We start from the raw sequence: 18,556 nt of genomic DNA, 5'->3' as shown, positions 1-18,556 counted from the left end.
AGTATGATGCTGGGAAACGGCCGCTTTTTTGGCATATAAAGGAGGTCTATTCGGCATGAAGCAATATTCCAAGGTAGAGCTGTCGGAGCTTCTGGAGCATCGGGAGGATGCCCGGGCTGGGGATTATCGAGGCAGTATCACCATATTCGCCTGGGAGCTTGGGAACGAAGGGGAACCGCCGAAAGTAGTATCGGTTGTGATCGGAGAACTGAAGGACGGCCGGGCGGAGCTGCGGGTGCAATATGAGAAAGAGGATTACGAGGCGCACAAGACAAACCTGCTGATTCAGCGGGCCGTGAAGGAAGCCAGAGCCAAGCTTGAAGCTGCGATAAGATCACTATAAATAGCAACTAGGGGTAGAGATATGTGACCGAAATGTGTATAATAAAAACCGTTGACCATCGGCCCCGACTTTTCTGAAAGTGGAAAGTCACCTACTTTTAAACAATAAGGAGTGAGCTTTTTTTGCTGTACCAAAAATTGAAAAGCCATTGGTTTTTTAACACCCGTAAGGACGTGCTGTCCGGAATGACGGTTGCTTTGGCGTTGATTCCGGAGGCCATTGCCTTCTCCATCTTAGCGGGGGTGGACCCGATGGTGGGTTTGTACGCCTCCTTTACGATTGCGGTCACGATCTCCATCGTAGGAGGACGTCCTGGGATGATCTCGGCGGCAACGGGCGCCATGGCTTCGCTGATGGGGCCGTTAGTCGCCAAGCACGGCGTCGAGTATTTATTCGCCGCAACGGTTCTGACCGGTATTATCCAGTATCTTATGGGCGTGCTTAAGTTCGGTAAATTTATAACTTTCATCCCGCATTCGGTCGTTACCGGATTTGTGAATGCACTAGCCATTATCATCTTTATGGCGCAGCTGCCGAACTTCCGCGGCGCGAATTGGATGATGTACGCGATGGTGGCGGGAACACTGGCGATTATTTATTTGCTGCCGCTTCTAACCAAGGCGGTGCCTTCCGCACTGGTAGCCATTATCGTAATGACGGCTCTTTCCATGTCTTTAGGATTGAACCTGAGAACCGTGGGCGATATGGGACAAATTACGCAGGCACTGCCCTTCTTCCATATTCCCGACATGAAGCTTTCTTGGGAAGCTATTATGACGATCCTGCCTCTATCCTTGGCGCTGGCGGTGGTCGGGGTCACCGAGTCGCTGATGACGGCTACGATTGTCGATGAAATGACGGAAACCAAAAGCGACAAGAACGTTGAAGTGAAGGGCCAAGGCTTGGCCAATATCATTACCGGCTTCTTCGGCGGCATGGCCGGCTGCGCGATGATCGGGCAAACGGTCATCAACGTGAAGTCCGGAGGGAGATCCCGGCTTTCAACCCTTGTAGCCGGCGTGTTCTTGCTCTTCCTGATTTTAGTATTAGGCAAAGTGGTCCAAGAAATACCGATGGGTGCGCTTGTGGGAGTGATGTTCATGGTTTCCATCGGCACCTTCGATTGGAATTCGGTTCGGACCTTAGCCAAAATCCCTCGGGCCGATGCCCTGGTCATGGTTGTTACGGTGGCGATCGTGGTCATTACCTCGGACCTTGCGATCGGTGTCATCTCCGGAGTCGTGCTAAGCGCGTTGATCTTCGGCTGGAGGTCCGCTAAGATAAAGGCACATACAGCTGTGGAACCGAGCGGTGCCAAGGTGTATCGCATTACCGGGCAGCTGTTCTTCGGAACGATGTCCCACTTTGTTGACTTGTTCGATTACCGGAACGATCCGGACACCATAGTGATAGATTTCAGTGCATCCCATGTGTGGGATCACTCGGCGGTTACAGCCATTTCCAAAACTAAGATGAAATATGAGCAGCTAGGCAGGAAGGTCAAGATCATCGGCATGAATCAGGAGAGCAAGGCGCTCGTAGAGCAGGTAGGTCTTGCGGCTTCGTCCGGGCATTAAAAGCAAGAAGCACTCAGGCATCCATCTTGGGATGGGGGCCGGAGTGCTTCTTTTTTGAGTAAAATAACAGCCGTTTGCTGCTAACTGCTTACGATTCACCGGATGGATCTCGGTTAAGCGGCTGCTCTTGTGCCTGCTTTCTTTGAAGCTCCGCCAAATAATCGTCCAAGCGGTCGAATCGTTCCTCCCACAGCCGGCGAAAGGAATCCATCCATTCGTTCAGGTCTTGAAATGGCTGGGGCTGCAGCTTATAAATCCGCCTATTGGCGATTGGATGCACTTCAACGATCCCGGAATCACTGAGTACACGAAGATGCTTCGAGGCTTGCGGCTGTTGAAGCTCCAGACGTTCGGCAATTTCACCTACCGTAAGTGGACCTTCGCGCAATAGCTCGACGATGTGTAATCGGTTGGGCTCGGCCAGTGCACTCAAGGTTGTCAAATTCGCGCCCATATCGGTTACTCCCTTCAAAGAAAATAGTATAGTAAACCGAATATTCCTGTCAAGGAATATAAAAAGGGACAAACAGGGAGCCATGGACGCAAACAAAGAAAAACAGGCCCTTAGGCCTGTTCTGGTGCAGCTGCTTACCTTCTGGGAAGGATGCCAACCGCTCTGGCGGCTGCGGCGCTTTTTTGAGCGAAAAGCACGGGATCTCCGACGGACTGCCAGTGGATATATTTAAAAGAGCGGCTTTGGAATAGCCAGTGGTTGTGAATGGCGGTTACTTTGATGCCGCGCTTGCGCAGCTCCGAGACGAAGGGGTTGATTTCTCTTTCCAGGATGACGGTTTCCCCCAGGTTCAAGGTACGGCTTCTGGCGTCCTTGGCTTCCACGGACAGTGCGAACGGCAGGGTAAGAGGGGAGCGGCTGCGGCGTCCAAAAATTTTCACATTAAGCTTCCGAAGGGTTTGGACGACACACGCACCGTTCGTAATACTTCCGGATCCTCCAATGATCCGGGCCAAGCGGTTGCATAGCTGGCGGTTTACCATACGGCATTCCTCCTTTCCTTCAGGATGATGCAGTGTATGGCAGGCAGGGGGGATGCGAATATGCGTATTACGGACGACATCTTGCTCAATTTCCCATGTATCGGAAGGGTCTCAAAGAGCTTTTCCGTTTCAGCCTCATCGCTTTATGCTATCATAGAAGCAAAATCATGACAGTGATGTTCCCCAAGAAAGGAGGAGTACTTATGAGTATATGGCCTGAGGAGCTGCTTCGATTTGTCCATAGACAGGTTCCCTTCTTCATCCATGTATCGGCAGCTTGGCATGAGGTTCCTCCCTTCCTTTGCAGGGGTTATGGGGTTCGGCTCCATTCGGAGGAAGAGCTGAAGCTGATCTGGGTTTCGATTCTCCATAGCCAATGGAAGCGGCTGAGCGAGGCCCGCCCCCATCCTGGCCCGCTCTCTGTGCTGATGACGGCCGGAACCGATAATGAATCGTATCAGCTGAAAGGGGCCTTTCGACGGCAGCAGTCTCTAACAATGGAGGATTTTGAGGTGTTGGAGCTGCAGCGGCAACGGATTGCGGCCTATTTTCCAAACCTGACCCCGCTTGTGTCCTTTGAAGCGTCGCAATGTGTAGCTGTAGAATTACAAGTAAGCAAGGTGTATTTGCAGACGCCGGGCCCTAATGCCGGAGCTCTACTAGGGGAAAGGAGGTAGAACAGTGCTGCCGTCTCAATTACTGCCTGCATTTCAGGGCGTCGCGCCTTGTGTTATCGTTACAAGCGATAAGGAGGGTGTGCCTAACATTGCGAACTTGTCCAGGGTATGGTATGTGGATTCGGAGCATGTGGCGATAGCGAATCAGCTGCTGTATAAGACGAAACTGAACCTGCAAACCGAAAGGGCCGCCCTTCTGAAAATCGTAAACCCAAGCGACCGCCTGCACTGGGAGCTGACGCTCCGCTTTCTGCGTTCGGAGGAGGAGGGACCGCTCTTTGCCCTGATGCATCAGGACCTTCAAGCCGTCCAGCTGGAGCCGGCCCCTCCGCGTCATGCCGAGCTGCTGCAGGCCCTCGCCGAATTCGATTGGGAGCGGCTGTCCTGCTGGATTCCACGGGAGGAGGGGGGCTCCGTTGTGCCGCAGCTGCTGGCCTCGCGGGGGGTTCCGGGCGCCGGAGCCCATCCGGCCGCTCTTGAGCCGATGGAGCGGCTGGCCGCTTTGGTTATGCAGAATCGCCGGGTGATCCGCTTGCATAACATTCGATCGCAGCTGCGATACGTATACCACCTGCAGCCCGGAGAACAGGTGCAGCAGCAGGAGAGCTCGGGCGACCGGGTGCCTTCGCTTTCGACAAGCTATTTCGCCTTTCCGCTCTTTGCCTTAGGAAAGCTCGTCGGGGTGGTGTGCCATGAAGAAACGGACCCAAGGAAGAATCGCTTGGAGCACATCCTTGACGAAGAGCTCCTGCAGCTGTCCGAGCGTCTGGGAGAAGCCCTCGCTTCAGCCGACGGCATAGAAGGCCATGCGTGGGGCCCCCTGTTCCGCCAGGTCATCGAGCGGTCCAAGCTGGAGTGGCGTAAAACGAAGGAGCCTTTCCATACGGTGCTGAGTGCGAGAGAGCGCCAAGTCGCCGTCTGCGTCGCTCAAGGACAGACGAATGCAGAGATTGCTAAGGCGCTTTTTATAAGTCTTCGTACGGTCACGACGCATCTGGAGCGAATCTACCAGAAGCTGCAGCTGACCTCAAGGGCGGCACTGACGCGATATATCGTAGAGAAGGGGCTGCAGAAGGAAGCACCTCATATCGAAGGAAGCTAACGAATCTGAGAAAATACGTAGTTCTACCGATACAAGAAGGAGGCATCGCCGGATATGATGGAGAGGTATTCAACCCACCATATCGATGAAAGCGGTGCTGTGTATGAAATGGCTTATCTTACTTCACGTTGTATCGGCGATTCTAGGGATCGGGCCTACGCTGGCCTTCCCGATGCTGCTGCGGGCCGAGCCCTCCGTCAGGGAGATGGGGCGTGCCCTGGAGCAGGTTACGCGATTGGAGATGTTCCCCAAGGTATTCGGCACCTTGGCTGTCGTTTCGGGAGCGGTTTTGTTTTGGCTCGGCTCCTACGGCCCCTTCCTGCAAGCCTGGATTGCAGGATCCTTGCTCCTGTTCATTGCCGTCGAAGTATTGGTCGTGGGCTTCTTGAACCCTGCGGCTGGATGCATCAAACGATGCTGCGGAAGAGAAGGCTCCTTCCGTAATATCCGCCATGTACGCTAAAGTACGCAATCTTCATATGTGGGCTACCATTCTCAGCATGGTTATCGTCATTTTAATGGTTTGGAAGCCTTAAGGGGGGGCCAATGGAAACGATAGAACGATTTGTGCGTTTTCTGGGAACGGACGTAAGGAAGCCCTCGCTTCCTTACCTGCGGAGCCTGATTCGGCTTCATCTGGAGCGAATTCCTTTTGAGAATATCAGCAAAATCCATTACTACCTTCATCGGGGAAGGACCGGCCTGATATGGCTGCCCCCGCTGGAGACGCACCTTGCGGGTATGGAAGACAGAGGGCTGGGCGGCAACTGTTATGTACTGAATGCGCACTTCGGCCGCTTGCTGCAGGCGCTGGGCTTTCAAATCGACCTCGTACGAGCTGCCGGCGGGAATACCCACCTGGCCCTTATGGTTACGGTGGAGGGGCGTTCTTATTACGTGGATGTCGGCTATGGGGCTCCGCTCTTTGAGCCGCTCCTCTTGGAGGAGCAGCCCCGGTTCACCCGATTCGGGGAGGAAGTGGAGATCACCCGGCTCGGTGACCTAAGATATCTCATCGATCGCCGAATGAACGGGCAAAGCTTCGTCGCCAAATGCATCGAATGGCAGCCCGTCAGCCTCGAAAGCTTCGAGGAGGCAATCACCCATTCTCTAAGGGATGAGGACGAGAACCCTTTTATGCGAAGAATTACAGCGACCTTGTTTCGAGAGGGAAAGGCTTACTCTGTCATCAATCATAAGCTGCTCGTCAAGACGGACAAGGGGACCGAGGTACATGAATATACGCGGCTAAGCGACTGGCTGGAGATGCTGCGTGCAACCTTCGGCTTTCAGGAGGACATCGTAGAGGAAGCGCTGGACTTTCTTTCCTCTCGGGGAGTTGATCTGTTCCCTGCTTGAGCTGAAGGCAGGCGGAAAAGGAGAGCGCAGGCGTGCATCTATTGACTAAAGAAGTAACGGAGCATAATGAAATCATCGTCTTTGATACAACGCAATTGTATGGAGAGCTGGGCAAATTCCGCTGTCTGCAGTTTGCCGAGGATGCAGTACAGGGGGCCATCGATCTTCGCGACCCGGAGCGCGTCGTTCTTGAATACCCGAGGGCGATCCTGCACTGCATGGAACATAACGCCCCGGCGTTTCGTCAGGCGTTTCTCATTGGGCACGGCGTCGGGACGATGGCACGTCGGTATCCCGTCGAAAGGTTCGTAGTGGCCGAGCTTGACGAGAAGGTTGTGGAGCTCAGCCGGAAGTATTTTGGCTACCGATGGGATAACGTTGTGATAGGGGACGGACGGAGGATCTTGAACGGGCAGGCTGGCGGCGCGTTCGACTGCATCCTGCTGGATGCGTTCGGCAAAGCGGGAACGCCTGCGCATTTAACGACACTGGAGTTCTTTCAGACGGCAAAGGAAAAGCTTGCGTCCCGCGGGATGATGCTGCTGAATTTGATGGGCAAACCGTGGAACGATAAGCGGGTGAGCTCCATTCACACAACGCTGAAAGAGGTGTTTCGGTATACGCGGGTGTTTTATTTGCCCGGGGACGATAAGGAGGAGCAGCGCAATATGCTGCTGCTGGGCCGCGAAGAGCCGATCGAGGCGGACATGTCCGAGATGGCCGGCTTTGTAGAGCTGGAGCTGGATGGCGGGCATGTGATCCGGGATCGGAGAAATGGGGCTGCCTACCTTGTCTAGTCCGAATCGTTGCGCTCAATCGGGAAACCCCGACAACCGGCCAGGTTGTCGGGGTTTGACTCGTTACGGCTCGATCCTGCGGGAAGCGAACCAGGCGTACATAAGGAACGCTCCGCATAGCGCTGCGATGAAGCCGAAGTCGCCGAAAATATCGTGTCTCACGGAGAGCCAGCCGAAGCCAAGGCCCGTCACGATCAGCACGAGGTTCTCTCCCAGCGACTGAAACGAATCGATGGTCGCTCTCATGGAGGAGTCCGCGATACGATGGTGCAGATACCCCGAGGCCAGGGGCTCCATGATGCCGTAAAACAGGCAGATCAGGAGGACGGCGGCAAAGCCGGCATAGCCGCCCGCGAGTGCCACGCAGCCGAAGCCGACGGCAATGACGCTCGTCACGCCGAGGATCAGAGGCCGGTAGCGAAACCGGCCGATCAGCGCATAAGCCAAGACGCTGCCTGGAACGCGAAGCAGTATCATCGCTGCCGATACGGTGCCGAAGAAGGCCACTGGAATGTGGAGCCGGTTCATGTAAATTTGCCAAAATTCATCCATGAAGCTGACCGCGGCGCCGGTGACCATCCCGGTCAGCACGACGAGACGGACATCCGGTCGAGTGCGGAAAAATCGCAGGGAGCCCGCGACATACTGCCTGATCGGAAGCGGTTTTTCCGTACTCGAAGCGGCTTGGAGAGCCTTAGGCTCCTTCAGGAAGAAGGAGATCGTGAGGCTAAGCACTGCACTGCCTAGCGAAATCCAGTAGTTGAGCTCCAAGCCGAATCGCCCGGCTAACCAGCTGCCGCTGAGAGCAGCCAAGATAGCCGCCGTGAAATCCAGGGCGTTCATTCGACCCAGATGCTTCTCGAAGAGCTGCTCTCTTCCGTGCTGCAGCAGCGAATCGTACAGCAGCGCATTCTCGGAGCCGCTGGCTGCCGTTCGTGCAATCCCGGCAAGAAAGACCACCAGGGCAAAGTGCCAAAACTCCGAAGCATAGAGCAGAATCAAAAACTCGAAGCAGCTTAAGACCGCTGCCGCGATAAGCATGCGCTTGCGTCCCCACCGGTCGGCAAGGATGCCGGTGGGAACCTCAAGCAATACGATGGTGACGGCATAGATGATTTCGGCATAGACGACCAGCGGAATCGTCATGCCGCGCTGCTCCCAGAACAGTCTTTCGATCACATGAGCAGGAATCAGGCTGTGAAAGAAACGCATGGCATACAGCCAGTGAATGTTGGATAAAGCGTCCATAGGTGCACTCCTCACATGGGTTCGTATTCGCAGGTGTGGTAACGAAAACGAGCACGGAGGGGCACGGGCATGCGAGGAGGTTCAAAATCAACAAGGAGGTCTAGCGTGTGTCATACTCGACAACTCCTTCGCGAAAGGGATATATATCTGATATCATCTTAAACTTTGATCTGCGGGGGCGTCAATCGAAGCTAATGCACATTCCGTGGTGAAACCAATAAGAGCAATAAAATTGTAGCCGTTATAAAAAAAGAGTTGACAGCATGACGTTTTTGATTTATCTTTAAATCAAGATATTTAACACAGAGATAAATTTAAAAAGATGTCGCACTCAAAAGGTTGCTTTCTAGATCAGCCTTCAAAACTGCTAAATATCTTAAATTAAAGATTCTTAAATTTATAGGAGGTAGATGGTATTATGGTAGCTATGGGATTAGGATTGTTGATTGTTCGTTTGGTAATCGGGTTGTTGTTTGTAGGGCATGGGGCGCAGAAGCTGTTCGGCTGGTTCGGCGGCTATGGCCCCAAGGGAACAGGCGGCTGGATGGAATCGATCGGTATCAAGCCGGGCGTCGCTATGGCAGTCATGGCAGGGCTCATGGAGCTGATCGGCGGGCTGCTGTTCGCGGCAGGTTTATTTACTCCGGTAGCTGCGGTGCTCATTGCACTTACAATGCTCGTTGCCATCTTCAAGGTGCACGGTCCCAACGGGATTTGGGCAACCTCCAATGGATATGAGTACCCGCTCGTGCTTCTCGCCGTTGCTGTCGGTGTTGCTTTAACCGGTGCCGGCGCCTATTCACTGGATGCACTAATGTAATATGAAGCAGCGCAAAAACACCGTACGGTGCCATGGTCCTGACCATGGCCGCTGCGGTGTTTTTGTGCTATTCGGCCTGCAGCCGTTCCAGGATTCTGCGCTTCCGGTACAGCATTTGTCCGGCTTCGGCCAAATCCTGAATCGCCGAGCGGTTCACGTAAGCGCCGAAGAACATGCCGAGCACCGGCACCAGCTGGAACAGCTTTTTCCATCCGAAGTTATCCCGGTACGTCTGGAATACTTCCCGCCAGCCCTGAAGCTGGGAAATCATCTGGTTTTGTGCTTCTTGCTGACCGTAATGGCCTAGCTCGTGAAGGATCGCCTTTTTCCCGACGATGTCGGAGGAGGCGAATTGCAGACATTTGATGACGAAAGCCCGCTCATGCTGCTCGCGAGGGTCATAGCCGTAAGCGAGAGCGATTTCCTGGATCAGCTTCAGCGACATCCCAAGAATCGCAGGAATATCAATGGCCAGCGTCAGCACGCCGCCGAAGCCTGTGGTCGCTCCTTGGGCCGTTGCAGCCAGCGCGCTTCGGCGCGAAATTTCTTCCGCCACTGCATCCATCGTACGGATAGGCAAGCCGCGGATTTCCTCAAATGTCACGTCCGGCACCTTGGCTTGGAAGGCCTTCAGTACCGAAGTATCCGACACAAGATACTGCCCGCCGGATTGCACATAAGCGCCGAGGTCGCCAAGCGCTTCGCCAATCTTCGTCTGAATCGACTGGGGTGTAATTCGATCAAGCATCTCGAAGGGTAAGCGGCCCAGCTTCTCCCAGAACCACAGATCCTTCTGGCCAGCTTCCCAAGCCTCCACCTGACGCAACGCGGCTGTAAGCTCCTCCCGAGACTCTATCATATACACCACTCCTCAAGCGCAAAATTCATTTATTCTACCTATACGCCGCATAGTCTTCCCCGTTTCGTAGAAAAAAAGAAAAAGCTCCCCAACGGGAAGCTTTTATTCCACAAGACGAGGACCTTCCGCAGCGGGAGCGGTCTCGTCTTCCTCCACCAAATGCTTGAGCACCTGGAGCCGGTTTTCCCAGAATCGCTCGTAGTAGGCAAGCCAGCGCTTCAGCTCCAGCAGCGGCTCCGGTCGCAGGCTGTACCGGGTTTCGCGTCCGACCTTCTTTTCGCTGACGAGCCCGGCCTCCGCCAGCACCCGAAGATGCTTGGACACCGCTGTTCGGCTCATGGGAAAGTGGCTGCTGATGACCGTAACCGGCATCTCCTTATCGGCCAGCATGCTGATTAACTGACGGCGTGTCGGGTCCGCAATCGCTTGAAACACATCATGCTTCGCGGCAGAAGCTGTCATGCCTTACGCCTCGACGTAAGCTTTCAATCTTGGAAGTACGGCAGAGCTCCAACCACCGTTCATGCGGTCGCGAATGACATTGTGTGTGTCTCCTGTAACCGTTGTTTTCCCGGCAATCCAACCGGAATGAATCAGCGTAAATTCGGTGCCGCCGTCGATTTCCTTCAGCTCGAAGGTAATGACCCAATCCTCGCCCCAAGTGAATACGAGCAAATGAGGAGGATTAATTTCGATGACCTTGCAAGGAGAATTTTCATAAGGGGAACGCAGGGTAAACTCATAGCCCAGCTCCGGTTGAAAATCATTGGGCATAAACCATTTTTCAATCCCTTCGGAAGAAGAGACGGCGGCCCACACTTTTTGCAGCGGCGCTTTCAGTTCAATGGTTTGTCGAATATCCGGTAAGGTAGCTTGGTCGTTTTGTGGCATCAGTGGTGGCCTCCTGCATGATATATTATTGCGAAACTAAAAGGTTTCATAATTGGATTATACGAAACCATTTGGTTTCGCGTCAAGGGGTAGGCGGAAAATAGATAACAGGTTTTGCTCTTAGTATGTCCTAATTTTATGAGAGCTGGTGTGAAATAGGAGGAAAAACACTAAACTAGAGGCTATCGGCAGCTTGGATGAGCTTTTGTGGGAATCGTTTGGGCAAAAAAAAGGAGCCGACCCTAACAATAAGGCCGGCCTGCTTTCATTAAATAAATGTGCGGGTAATGATAACGAGGAGAATGAACAGTACGAGAACCACACCTGCGCTGCTGTAACCAGCGCCTGCACCAACACCTGCATAGGTCATGGATAGCTGCCTCCCTTCCAAACAAACTTCTGTATTGTATGCTAAGGAAGGTAAAGGGATTGGACGTTTGCGAAAAATGAAAAAATAAAATCCTTGTGATTCATATCACAGACGACGGGTTTACTCCGTGCTAAGATAAGGGTGTAGCAAGGAAGGAAACACAAGGCAAAACATCAAGCAAGAAAGAGGGATCAGAAGCCATGAGAACAATCAAAAGATCCTCAACGCTCCGACGCTTTCTCAACTGACCTAGTTACTAAAGCCTTCTTTTTCATAAATAAGTGAAAATATTCACATACCAAAAGGAGATGGTTATTATGTTAGGAACCTTTATGAGAGAAAACAAATACGCAGCCGGCTTGCTGCTCTTCGTGAGACTGTACGTCGGGTATGAATGGCTCACAGCAGGCTGGCATAAGCTGACCGGCGGCTTCGATGCCGGAGGCTTCCTGAAGAACGCCGTAGCGAAGCCAATTGTTGATAAAGCAACCAACGAACTAGTATATCCGACCTTTACCGCTTTCGTGAACAACTTCGCATTGCCGAACGTCAAGATCATTAATATCCTGATTCCGCTCGGCGAATTTCTGGTAGGACTTGGTCTCATCCTCGGCTGCTTGACCACCGCGGCTGCTTTCTTCGGACTCATGATGAACTTCATGTTCATGTTTGCCGGAACCGTAAGCACGAACCCCTGGCTGGTGCTGCTGGGCGGCGTGGTAGTCTTGGCCGGTGCCAATGCAGGACGCTTTGGTGTTGACTTCTACCTGCTGCCGGTTCTTCGCAAGGTGTTCACTCATAAGAACAAGCCGAATGTGAAGAATCCGGGCGCCGGAGCTGCTGCCACACCTGCCATAAGATAGAGCCTTCTCAGTAAAAAATCAATTTTTTGCTTGATGCAGACGATGTGAGAAAAGTCACATACACCCCTTGCGACCGGTGTTAAGATAAAGGTGTAGCAAGGATCAAGCAAGTCAAAGTAAAGGAAGGGATCAGACGTCATGAACAGGAAACGGCAATCCATTCTTACTAAGCAGCTTTCTCAAGCACAACGATAGACCGCATATATTTTTTAAAATTAATTGTGAAAATATTCACTATCCATTAAAGGAGATGGTTACCATGTTAGGAACCTTTATGAGAGAAAACAAATACGCAGCCGGCTTGCTGCTCTTCGTGAGACTTTACCTCGGATATGAATGGCTCACGGCCGGCTGGCACAAGCTGACCGGCGGGTTCGATGCCGGAGGCTTCCTGAAAAACGCCGTTGCAAAGCCGATTGTCGATAAAGCAACCAACGAGCTCGTATACCCGACCTTCACCGCCTTCGTGAACAACTTCGCCCTGCCGAACGTCAAGATCATAAACGTCCTGATTCCACTTGGGGAATTCCTGGTAGGCCTCGGCCTCATCCTCGGATGCTTGACCACGGCGGCCGCTTTCTTCGGACTCATGATGAACTTCATGTTCATGTTCGCCGGCACCGTAAGCACGAACCCTTGGTTAATCCTGCTGGGCATGGTCGTTATCGCTGGTGCAGCAAATGCCGGACGCTTCGGTGTTGACTACTACCTGCTGCCGATCCTTCGCAAAGCCTTTGCCCGTAAGAACAATCCGAAAGCAACCAATACCGGAGCGGGGGCCGGTGCGGCACCAACCACCGCTTAACTTTACAAAAGGCTGGACCCGCAGCTTCGCGGTCCAGCCTTTTTTTCCCTTTACCATCCGAAATTCAGTGCCTTCCCTGTTTCGGCGTAGGTTTTAATATTGCTCAAAATCATAGGCCAATGCTCCTGCGTATTCTGATAGGAAGGATGCCCTTCCGGCCATAGGTCATTCACCAGCGTCAGCTTCGTACATTCACCGTAAGGCTCAAGCGTCATGGTTACGCGGGTTTCAAGCTCGGCGTGATTCTCACGATAACTCGGCCCCGGATGCTCGGCATAGCTGAATACCTTGCCCGGTTCGAAGGCCAGAATGGTTCCGTAGACATGAACCGTTTCATCTCCGTCGTTCCCAGGCCCGATATATGCGAACTCCTCCCCGACCCGGAAGCTGGAGCGAATTATGCAGCCGAAGAAGGTTTGCTTGACTCCCTCGTCCGAAACAAGCACCTCCCATACCCTCTGAGGACTTGCATTAATGTAGAAATGATATACCAATTCGTTCATAGTTTACCTCCCATAGCCGCAAAATATCATTGTCATCGAGTGCAGCAGCTGATACTCTAACTATAAGCAATCATGGTTTCCCTGTATTGTAAAAATGCGACAACGGAGGCCTCACTCTATGACAAGCCCATCTCCTGAGCTGCCCAAATCAAAAGGAATCCTTCGACGGCAGGCAGGCGAACAAAAATATACGCTTACCAGACATCTTCCATCCGAGGAGACGGCTTATTTTATCCAGCATTATTGGATCGTTCGCTGGGATTTGCGCGGCGAGCCCCCGTTTGCCCAAACGGTCATCGCCCATCCGAACGTAAATTTGGTATTTGAGCCCGGCGCCAGCGCCATTTACGGAATTGCTCATACGACATCAACCCATCTGCTGCAGGGTCAAGGCAGTGTGGTTGGAGTCAAGTTTAAGCCCGGAGGCTTTCAGCCGTTTTGGCGAAGCACGGTGGCAGGCATAACGGGACTAGTCGTTCCTGTGGAAACCGTTTTTGGGGAACCAAGTAAACAGCTTGAGAAAACGTTATTTTCGGTACATGAGGGAGACGATGCGGCGGTCCGGCGGGTGGATGATTTCTTTTTGAATTGCTTACCCGAGCGGGATCCGAACATTGCGCTGGTAAGCAGTCTCGTTTATCAGATTCGGGACGATCGCAGCATCCTGAGGGTGGATGATGTCGTCAGCCGGTGCGGCCTGCACAAACGTTCCTTGCAGCGGTTGTTCGAGCGTTATGTAGGGGTCAGTCCCAAGAACGTCATTCAGCGATATCGTTTGCATGAAGCCGCGGAGCGGATGGAGCACGGGGAGGTAGCCGAATGGGTGGATTTATCGCTGGAGCTCGGCTATTATGATCATTCCCATTTTATTAGGGATTTCAAAGCCATCGTTGGCTTGTCTCCGGAAGAATATGTTCGAAAAAGCGTATGAAACTCAAAGCTTCCGCCTTGCCTGGCGGGAGTTTTTTTGTGGGGAGCCTCGTTCGGGGTTCCCTCCTTTTACCGTCGTGCCGTTTATCATAGTCTAAAGCGACCTTGGCATAATACCTATGTACCTCAAAAAGAAGGAGGTGCATACTTTTCATGGGCCTTGCCTTGCTATTGATTTTAGGCGTGCTTGGGTTTCTTTTTGCGCGGTGGTTTTTGTTTCAGACCGACTATGTACAGCCGGCATTCGCCGGAATTCCGGTCGCAAAGGCAAACCATAATTTACCTAGGGAGGAATCAGGCATGGTGGACAAAAAACTGGTAGAAAATATTGCCAAGAGCAAAGTAGAAGAAGAGCTGGGCGAGGAGCTTATCCCGCTGAGGGCTCAATTGCAGCAAATGCAATCGACACTGTCCCAGCTGCAAAGCCAACAGCAGCAACAGGCCAGCCAAATGATGAGTCCAAGCTCCAGCAGTGCGATGAGTTCGAGCGGCCAAGCGAACGGCACACAGCAGGTAAATCAGCTGTTGCAGCAAATGCAGCAATTCCGCACGCAAGCTCAGCAGCAGCAGCAGCAATCGTTCCAGCAACTGCAGCAAACCATTCAACAAGTAACTCAAATGCTCGGAACGGTAGCTCAAACGATCCAATCGTTCTCCGTGCTGGCGCAAATGACTCAGCAAATCGACCAGTCCCAGCAGCAGCTTCAACAGGTGAGCATGCAGCAATCGCTGTTCCAGCAGCAGGCACAAGCGATGCAGCAGCAGCAAACGGCAATGCAGAATCAGCTGAGCCAATCGAATACTACACCCATGCAGTAAGCCGGCAGGAACGTGAGATCCGGCAAAAAAGGGACTGCCGGCAAGCATACCGGACAGTCCCTTATTTTGTTCGAAAATGTCTTACAGAAGGCCTCTCGCACGGGCAAGCAGCAATCCGAAGCCAAGCCTCGTATCCGGCCAAATGCCGCTGCCGATGTTGCGGAAAGCTTCCGCGGTTTCTACATACACGACCTCAATGTCTTCATCGGGGTCGAGCTGCTGAGATCCCGCCTCTTGAATCGCATTTGTGAAAAAAAGCGTCACGGTAATCGGGCTTGTCGGGATGGAGAACGTGCCAAGCTCCGTCAGCTTGTCCGTTACGAGACCGGTTTCTTCCCTCAGCTCGCGGCAGGCCGCCTCCTCTATGCTCTCATACGTATGCATTCTTCCACCGGGCAGCTCGAAGGTGGGATGCGATCTTCCCCTCCGCGTCTGCTTCACTAGGACCAATCGGTCCTGGTGCAGGACAACGATCTTCGCTGCATGAATCTGCGGCTTGGCATTCGTCATCAGTCCGGCACCCCCTGGCAAGTAGTTTTTATAAGTACTAGTATAATCCTACTGGAGGGGGAATGCCAATCATCCCGTGCAAAAGAATCCCGAATCGTTATCTCTTAATGAAGCATAACCGGATCGGGCTTAGCCGCGGCCTGTTTATCGCCGGATAACCGTCCTTTGCTGTAAGGCACACACATCGGCGTACCAAACAGCGGATCCGGCATAATCCGGCACTTCAGATCGAAGACGGCCTCGATCATCGACTCCGTAACGATCTCCTCGGGCTTACCCTGCGCATATATTTGTTTATCCTTAATGGCGACAATATGATGTGCGTAGCGGCAGGCAAGATTAATATCGTGAAGCACCATCACGACGGTCCGCCCTTGCGAAGCATTGAGCTCGAACAGCAGATCGAGCACTTCAATTTGATGCGTCATATCGAGATAGGTAGTCGGCTCATCGAGCAGAATGGAATCGGTCTGCTGGGCCAGCGTCATGGCAATCCAGGCACGCTGACGTTGTCCGCCGGATAACGAATCGACTGCGCGTTCCGCCAGCTCGCTCAGATGCGTCGCTTCCAGCGCCGAGCGGACCTGCTCCTCGTCCTCGGAGGACCATTGCCGCAGCCAGCTCTGGTACGGATAGCGCCCTTGCTTCACGAGCTCCAGCACGGTCAGTCCCTCGGGGGCAACGGGCCCCTGTGGAAGGATGGCCAGCTGCTTGGCGATTTCCTTGGTCGGCATCTCCGCGATATTACGTCCGTCCAGCAAGATCGAGCCCTCCTGCGGCTTCAACAGCCTGGCCATGGAGCGCAGCAGGGTGGACTTGCCGCAGCCGTTGCTGCCGATAAACACGGTGACCTTCCCCTTCGGGATCATGAGGTCCAGGTTGGAGAAGATCGGACTTGTGCTGCCGCCGTACGATAACGATAAGCGCTTTGCCTCCAGGATGGTCATAAGTAAGTACACTCCTCTATACGGTTCAGCGGCCTGCCCGCTGTCGAAGTAATAAGTAGATGAAGAACGGTGCGCCGATCGCGGCGGTAAACACTCCTGCAGGAATATCCAGCGGCGCGAACGCGGTGCGGGCAACAAGATCGGCCAGCAGTAAAATCAGCGCCCCGATCAAAGCGCTCGCCGGAATGACACCGCCGAAGGACGGGCCGACGAGCTTGCGGGCGATGTGCGGCGCCATCAAGCCGATGAAGCTGATAGCGCCGCCTATGGCTACGGCCGATCCGGCCAGAGCCACGCTAAGCAGCAGCAGTACCAGCCGCTTCTGTTCCACGCGGGTGCCGACACTGGCGGCGACGTCGTCGCCAAGTTGTTGGACATTGACGTGACGGGCTAACAGCCACGTCAGCGGGATCAGCACGCCCACCCATGGCAGCAGCACGTAGACGTCTTTATCCCAGGAGACCCCATAAATGCTGCCGGTCATGAAGGTCAGAGATTTATTGGCGAGCACCATCGGTCCCGAGATGAGCAGCATGTAGGTCAGCGAGCTCATCGCCGTAGACATCCCGATGCCGATCAGGACGAGCCGCAGCGGAGACACCCCGTGCTTCCAGGCGGTGACATAGATGAAGGCGGAGACGACGAAAGCCCCGACCATGGCAGCCACCGGGAGAAGGTGAATCGTCAGCGTTTCGGCCCAGAAGAAGAAGAAGGCTACAGCGCCCAGCGTAGCTCCTCCCGTAATCCCTACCCATTCGGGTGAGGCGAGAGGATTGCGGATCACTCCCTGGAGGATGGCGCCGGCCACTGCCAAGGCCGATCCGGCCAGAATAGCGATCAGGATGCGAGGCATCCTTAGCTTGAAGATGATAACTTCCTGTGCCGACGTACCGTAACCGAATAAGGTTCGCAGCACATCGGAGAGGGCCATTTTGGAGCTGCCGAGACCGATGCTCAGAACGGCGATAACCGCAACGACGACTATTAGGGCAAGAGTAACCCACAGGGCACGGGTTTGCAGCAGGAAGGAGACGGAGCCGCCCCGGTTGCGCAGCGTAAGCAGTTTCTTCATTAGAGCGACGCTCCCTTCCTGGCGATATACACAAAGAAAGGAACTCCGATGATAGCCGTCATGACGCCGACGGGAACTTCCTTGGGCATTGCGATATAGCGGGAGCCGAGATCCGCGCCGACAAGCAGAATGGCGCCAAGGAGCGCGCAGTACGGAATGACCCAGCGGTAATCAGTGCCTATCAGGAACCGGGTGATATGAGGAATAATCAAGCCGACAAAGGCAATCGGTCCGGCTACGGATACCGCTCCTCCGGCCAGCAGGACGATGACCGTGGCGACGCCCAGCTTAATCCAAACGGTTCGTTGGCCGAGTCCGCGGGCCACATCCTCACCCATGGCAAGAATATTGATATGTCTTGCAATCCACAGAGCTCCGGCAAAACCGACCAGCACGTAAGGAAGCACGGTCTTCAGCATCGCCAGATCTCTCCCGGCGACGGAGCCTACGAGCCAGTACAGCACCTGATCGAAGGTCTTTCCGTTCGACAGAAGTATTCCTTGCGTCATGGAGGCGAAGAGGGCCGTGACGGCAGCGCCTGCGAGAGTAATTTGCACTGGAGTCATTCCGTCCCTGCCGATCGAGCCAAGAGCATACACAGCCACCGCACTCACTGCCGCGCCGACGAAGGCAATCCAGGTGAAGGACTGCAGTCCGGACACCCCAAGGTAAGCGGAGGCGATGACAATAAACAGCGAGGCGCCGGAATTGACGCCGAGCAAGCTGGGGGAAGCCAGCGGATTGCGCGTCAACGCTTGCATGAGAGCTCCGGATACGGCAAGCCCTGCGCCGACGATGGCGGCGATGCAAGCCCGGGGAACGCGAGCCGTACGAATAATAAGATGCTCATTTGAGCCGTCGAAGGCGCGATAAGCGTCAATGAATTGATGAAACGGGATATCGGTAACACCGAACAGCACGCTGCCGGTTACGCATAATACCAGCACGATAAAGCAAGCCAGCAGTCCTGCGGTGCGATAACCTATTAATAATGGTTTAGAAGTCATGAAGCGGCCTACTTTCCAGCGTTGTCCCATAAGATGATAAACAGATGATAACCATTCTCAT

The 18,556-nt window shown here is 53.7% G+C and carries 23 protein-coding genes; 12 read left to right on the top strand and 11 right to left on the bottom strand.

The window, feature by feature from the left end:
• Positions 1 to 55 precede the first annotated feature (55 nt).
• Positions 56 to 343 (top strand): hypothetical protein, encoded by a 288-nt coding sequence (locus RAC89_RS09745; protein ID WP_306613255.1) that lies wholly within the window; start codon positions 56 to 58, stop codon positions 341 to 343.
• Between the two features lie 125 nt (positions 344 to 468).
• Positions 469 to 1,920 carry a SulP family inorganic anion transporter gene (locus RAC89_RS09740; RefSeq protein ID WP_306616077.1) on the top strand — a complete coding sequence of 484 codons (1,452 nt, stop codon included), beginning with the start codon at positions 469 to 471 and terminating at the stop codon, positions 1,918 to 1,920.
• An 88-nt stretch (positions 1,921 to 2,008) separates the two neighbouring features.
• Here the strand turns inward: RAC89_RS09740 and RAC89_RS09735 are convergent, their stop codons facing one another.
• Entirely contained in the window at positions 2,009 to 2,374 is a 366-nt protein-coding gene (locus RAC89_RS09735) for an ArsR/SmtB family transcription factor (RefSeq protein ID WP_284642413.1), read from the bottom strand.
• Positions 2,375 to 2,508: 134 nt separating this feature from the next.
• The gene (locus RAC89_RS09730) at positions 2,509 to 2,916 is read right to left on the bottom strand and encodes a DUF1259 domain-containing protein (RefSeq protein ID WP_306613254.1); all 408 of its coding nucleotides are present in this window, start codon (positions 2,914 to 2,916) and stop codon (positions 2,509 to 2,511) included.
• A 203-nt stretch (positions 2,917 to 3,119) separates the two neighbouring features.
• Here RAC89_RS09730 and RAC89_RS09725 point away from each other — a divergent pair, with 203 nt between their 5' ends.
• From RAC89_RS09725 to RAC89_RS09705, 5 genes are all read left to right on the top strand, one after another.
• The gene (locus RAC89_RS09725) at positions 3,120 to 3,593 is read left to right on the top strand and encodes a hypothetical protein (protein WP_306613252.1); all 474 of its coding nucleotides are present in this window, start codon (positions 3,120 to 3,122) and stop codon (positions 3,591 to 3,593) included.
• Between the two features lie 4 nt (positions 3,594 to 3,597).
• Positions 3,598 to 4,695, top strand: a complete 1,098-nt coding sequence (locus tag RAC89_RS09720) for a LuxR C-terminal-related transcriptional regulator (RefSeq protein ID WP_306613251.1) — start codon at positions 3,598 to 3,600, stop codon at positions 4,693 to 4,695.
• 103 nt (positions 4,696 to 4,798) lie between these two features.
• Positions 4,799 to 5,158 carry a DUF2269 family protein gene (locus RAC89_RS09715; protein WP_306613250.1) on the top strand — a complete coding sequence of 120 codons (360 nt, stop codon included), beginning with the start codon at positions 4,799 to 4,801 and terminating at the stop codon, positions 5,156 to 5,158.
• An 83-nt stretch (positions 5,159 to 5,241) separates the two neighbouring features.
• Complete coding sequence (locus RAC89_RS09710; RefSeq protein WP_306613249.1) at positions 5,242 to 6,054, top strand: arylamine N-acetyltransferase; 813 nt, start codon at positions 5,242 to 5,244, stop codon at positions 6,052 to 6,054.
• Between the two features lie 32 nt (positions 6,055 to 6,086).
• Positions 6,087 to 6,851 carry a spermidine synthase gene (locus RAC89_RS09705; protein WP_306613248.1) on the top strand — a complete coding sequence of 255 codons (765 nt, stop codon included), beginning with the start codon at positions 6,087 to 6,089 and terminating at the stop codon, positions 6,849 to 6,851.
• A 63-nt stretch (positions 6,852 to 6,914) separates the two neighbouring features.
• Here RAC89_RS09705 and RAC89_RS09700 read toward each other — a convergent pair whose 3' ends face one another.
• Positions 6,915 to 8,099, bottom strand: coding sequence for an MFS transporter (locus tag RAC89_RS09700; protein WP_306613246.1), 1,185 nt, complete (start codon positions 8,097 to 8,099; stop codon positions 6,915 to 6,917).
• Between the two features lie 427 nt (positions 8,100 to 8,526).
• Here RAC89_RS09700 and RAC89_RS09695 point away from each other — a divergent pair, with 427 nt between their 5' ends.
• Positions 8,527 to 8,919 (top strand): DoxX family protein, encoded by a 393-nt coding sequence (locus RAC89_RS09695; RefSeq protein WP_372516723.1) that lies wholly within the window; start codon positions 8,527 to 8,529, stop codon positions 8,917 to 8,919.
• A gap of 67 nt (positions 8,920 to 8,986) precedes the next feature.
• On the opposite strand, the gene RAC89_RS09690 is transcribed toward RAC89_RS09695, so the two are convergent.
• From RAC89_RS09690 to RAC89_RS09680, 3 genes are all read right to left on the bottom strand, one after another.
• Positions 8,987 to 9,778, bottom strand: a complete 792-nt coding sequence (locus RAC89_RS09690; RefSeq protein ID WP_306613244.1) for an EcsC family protein — start codon at positions 9,776 to 9,778, stop codon at positions 8,987 to 8,989.
• Positions 9,779 to 9,880: 102 nt separating this feature from the next.
• Positions 9,881 to 10,240, bottom strand: a complete 360-nt coding sequence (locus RAC89_RS09685) for an ArsR/SmtB family transcription factor (RefSeq protein ID WP_306613242.1) — start codon at positions 10,238 to 10,240, stop codon at positions 9,881 to 9,883.
• Positions 10,241 to 10,243: 3 nt separating this feature from the next.
• A complete protein-coding gene (locus tag RAC89_RS09680; protein WP_306613240.1) occupies positions 10,244 to 10,669 on the bottom strand; it encodes an SRPBCC family protein in 426 nt (141 codons plus the stop codon).
• A gap of 687 nt (positions 10,670 to 11,356) precedes the next feature.
• Between RAC89_RS09680 and RAC89_RS09675 the strand changes: the two genes are divergently transcribed.
• Positions 11,357 to 11,902: a DoxX family protein gene (locus tag RAC89_RS09675; RefSeq protein WP_306613238.1), complete on the top strand. Its 546-nt coding sequence runs from the start codon at positions 11,357 to 11,359 to the stop codon at positions 11,900 to 11,902.
• A gap of 259 nt (positions 11,903 to 12,161) precedes the next feature.
• The gene (locus RAC89_RS09670; protein WP_306613236.1) at positions 12,162 to 12,707 is read left to right on the top strand and encodes a DoxX family protein; all 546 of its coding nucleotides are present in this window, start codon (positions 12,162 to 12,164) and stop codon (positions 12,705 to 12,707) included.
• 50 nt (positions 12,708 to 12,757) lie between these two features.
• On the opposite strand, the gene RAC89_RS09665 is transcribed toward RAC89_RS09670, so the two are convergent.
• Positions 12,758 to 13,210: an SRPBCC family protein gene (locus RAC89_RS09665; RefSeq protein ID WP_306613235.1), complete on the bottom strand. Its 453-nt coding sequence runs from the start codon at positions 13,208 to 13,210 to the stop codon at positions 12,758 to 12,760.
• 118 nt (positions 13,211 to 13,328) lie between these two features.
• Between RAC89_RS09665 and RAC89_RS09660 the strand changes: the two genes are divergently transcribed.
• A complete protein-coding gene (locus tag RAC89_RS09660; protein WP_306613234.1) occupies positions 13,329 to 14,141 on the top strand; it encodes a helix-turn-helix domain-containing protein in 813 nt (270 codons plus the stop codon).
• Between the two features lie 299 nt (positions 14,142 to 14,440).
• Complete coding sequence (locus tag RAC89_RS09655; protein WP_306613233.1) at positions 14,441 to 14,959, top strand: hypothetical protein; 519 nt, start codon at positions 14,441 to 14,443, stop codon at positions 14,957 to 14,959.
• A gap of 81 nt (positions 14,960 to 15,040) precedes the next feature.
• Here the strand turns inward: RAC89_RS09655 and RAC89_RS09650 are convergent, their stop codons facing one another.
• The 4 genes from RAC89_RS09650 to RAC89_RS09635 form a co-directional block, all read right to left on the bottom strand.
• Positions 15,041 to 15,469 carry an NUDIX hydrolase gene (locus RAC89_RS09650; protein ID WP_284642387.1) on the bottom strand — a complete coding sequence of 143 codons (429 nt, stop codon included), beginning with the start codon at positions 15,467 to 15,469 and terminating at the stop codon, positions 15,041 to 15,043.
• Between the two features lie 104 nt (positions 15,470 to 15,573).
• Complete coding sequence (locus RAC89_RS09645; protein WP_306613231.1) at positions 15,574 to 16,416, bottom strand: ABC transporter ATP-binding protein; 843 nt, start codon at positions 16,414 to 16,416, stop codon at positions 15,574 to 15,576.
• A 25-nt stretch (positions 16,417 to 16,441) separates the two neighbouring features.
• A complete protein-coding gene (locus RAC89_RS09640; protein WP_306613229.1) occupies positions 16,442 to 17,488 on the bottom strand; it encodes a FecCD family ABC transporter permease in 1,047 nt (348 codons plus the stop codon).
• On the bottom strand, positions 17,488 to 18,495 hold the full coding sequence (locus tag RAC89_RS09635; RefSeq protein WP_284642381.1) for a FecCD family ABC transporter permease: 1,008 nt from the start codon (positions 18,493 to 18,495) through the stop codon (positions 17,488 to 17,490). Before RAC89_RS09635 ends, RAC89_RS09640 begins: the two co-directional genes overlap by 1 nt.
• Positions 18,496 to 18,556: the final 61 nt, after the last annotated feature.

Source organism: Paenibacillus sp. GD4, from assembly GCF_030846225.1.
Taxonomy (GTDB): Bacteria; Bacillota; Bacilli; order Paenibacillales; family NBRC-103111; genus Paenibacillus_G; species Paenibacillus_G silviterrae.
This window is presented reverse-complemented; position numbering and strand designations above follow the sequence as displayed.